Source organism: Pseudomonas sp. MD195_PC81_125 (assembly GCF_014060985.1).
GTDB classification, from domain to species: Bacteria; Pseudomonadota; Gammaproteobacteria; order Pseudomonadales; family Pseudomonadaceae; genus Aquipseudomonas; species Aquipseudomonas parakoreensis.
This window is the reverse complement of record NZ_JABULD010000669.1, coordinates 1-2182: the sequence shown is the minus strand read 5'-3', so window position 1 is coordinate 2182 and position 2182 is coordinate 1. Positions and strand designations below refer to the sequence as shown.

Here is a 2182-nt window from a genome sequence, read left to right as displayed (position 1 = left end):
TGTAGGAGCTGCCGCAGGCTGCGATCTTTTGATTTTCTATTTCAGCGCAATCCGTTTGCCGCCTCGCGCGGCGATCCCGCTGGCCTGACCATTCTGTTGCTTGCCCGTGCGCGCCTGGGTAATCAATCCGGGAATCAACTCCCCTTCCGGCAGATTCTTCCAGAAACGCACCGGTAAGTGCCCTTGCATGACCTTCTCGTTCAACCGCGCCGGGTTGAAGATGTGGCTGTAGTACGTCAGCCACAACTCGCCGTGCGGGTCATCAACGTTCTGCGCCAGTTGCTGCCATTCCAGCGGACATTGGCGTTGATGGATCAATTGCTCGCCATCGTAATAAACCCCGTCACGCGGCGTGGCGATCAACCAGCGATGCCGACCCATGCGCCCGATGAAATGCTCGCTGGCGCTGTGCAGGATGTCGTGGGCCGGCTCGTGCCATGCGACGTATTGCGGGCCCGGCTGATCCTGTGGGCGTTCGATGAAGCGCACGAACGCATGCAAATGGTGGGCTTCACGCTGTACCTGCTTGATCCGCCGCTGCAACTCGCTGCCGAGTTTATCGCCGGCCATCATCGCCGTGCGGTCGCCGTGGCTGACCCGCCACAGCACTTCATACAACAGACTCCAGCGCTGGTCGCCCCGGTAGCGTGCGGCTTGCTCCAGGGTATCAAGCAATGCGCGAGGGATGCGCGCCTGAAACGGCCCCTGCCCCTCCGGCACATGTACGTCACTGGCAAACAGATCGCTCACCCCTTCCGACGCCCAACTCACCAGACTCGGGTCGACTTCATGGCTGAGCAGCCAGCGCGCCTGCTGACGCCAGGTGTCGAACAGGTCATCGCAATCGAGATTGATCATCCCCACAATCCCATCTGTTGCGGCTGCGGCCGGTCGCGCAGTTGCTGATAGAGCATGTGGCTGGTGACTTCAGCCTGCTGCGGGTGGTAGTCGCTGGTGATGATGAATGGCTTGGCCTTGGCCAGCACACAGCGCATGCGCGCCACGTCTTCGTAGCGAATGCGCCGCTGCTGGCGCAATTGCACCAGACGCTCGGTGGTACGCAGGCCAATGCCCGGGATGCGCGCGATCAGCGACGGCTCGGCGCGGTTCAGGTCCAGCGGAAACACTTCGCGATTCTGCAGCGCCCAAGCCAGTTTGGGGTCGATGTCCAGCGCCAGATTACCCGGGCCCTTGAGCAACTCATCAGCGTTGTAGCCGTAGCTGCGCAAGAGGAAATCGGCCTGATACAGACGGTGTTCGCGCATCAGCGGTGGCGCGGCCAGCGGCACGCTTTTCGGGCTGTCGGGAATCGGACTGAAGGCCGAGTAGTAGACGCGGCGCAAGCGGTAGTTGCCATACAGCGACTGAGCGCTGTGCAGGATCGTGCTGTCGTCGGTGTCATCGGCGCCGACGATCATTTGCGTGCTCTGCCCGGCGGGAGCAAATTTCGCCGAACGCGGTTCGTTGAGCACCGTTTGCTCGCCAGTGTAAATGGTGTTCATCGCCTGCTTGATCGAACCGATCTGTTTCTCCGGCGCCAGAGTTTGCAGGCTGGCATCGGTGGGCAGTTCGATATTGACGCTGAGGCGATCGGCATAACGCCCGGCCTCCTCGATCAATGCCGGATCGGCCTCGGGAATGGTCTTGAGGTGAATGTAGCCGCGAAACTCATGCTGTTCGCGCAACAGCTTCGCCACGCGTACCAGTTGTTCCATGGTGTAGTCCGCCGAGCGGATGATTCCGGAACTGAGAAACAGCCCGCTGACACAGTTGCGCCGGTAGAAATCCAGGGTCAGCGTCACCACTTCCTCGGGGGTGAAGCGTGCACGCGGCACATCGCTGGAGCGGCGGTTGACGCAGTATTGGCAGTCGTAGAGGCAGAAATTGGTCAGGAGAATCTTCAGCAATGACACGCAACGACCGTCCGGCGTATAGCTGTGGCAGATGCCCATGCCGTCGGTCGAACCCAACCCGCTCTTGCCCTCGGAGCTGCGCTTGGGCGCACCGCTGCTGGCGCAGGAGGCGTCGTACTTGGCGGCGTCGGCGAGAATGCTGAGCTTGTCGATGATTTGCATGGCGAAGACCCTGTACTGGTTATGCGTACAGTATCGAGTCTGTCGGATTGGCACAAGGTGCAAAACCGGATCAAAAAGATCGCAGCCTGCGGCAGCTCCTACAGGGG

Annotated in this window: 2 protein-coding genes; both read right to left on the bottom strand. The window is 61.0% G+C overall.

The annotated features are described in order from the left end of the window. Window positions 1-36 precede the first annotated feature (36 nt). Entirely contained in the window at window positions 37-858 is an 822-nt protein-coding gene (locus HT737_RS26380) for a TIGR03915 family putative DNA repair protein (RefSeq protein ID WP_047293589.1), read from the bottom strand. Further along, window positions 855-2075 carry a putative DNA modification/repair radical SAM protein gene (locus HT737_RS26375; protein ID WP_182404309.1) on the bottom strand — a complete coding sequence of 407 codons (1221 nt, stop codon included), beginning with the start codon at window positions 2073-2075 and terminating at the stop codon, window positions 855-857. The genes HT737_RS26380 and HT737_RS26375 overlap by 4 nt, the downstream gene beginning before the upstream one ends. Between the last annotated feature and the right edge of the window lie 107 nt (window positions 2076-2182).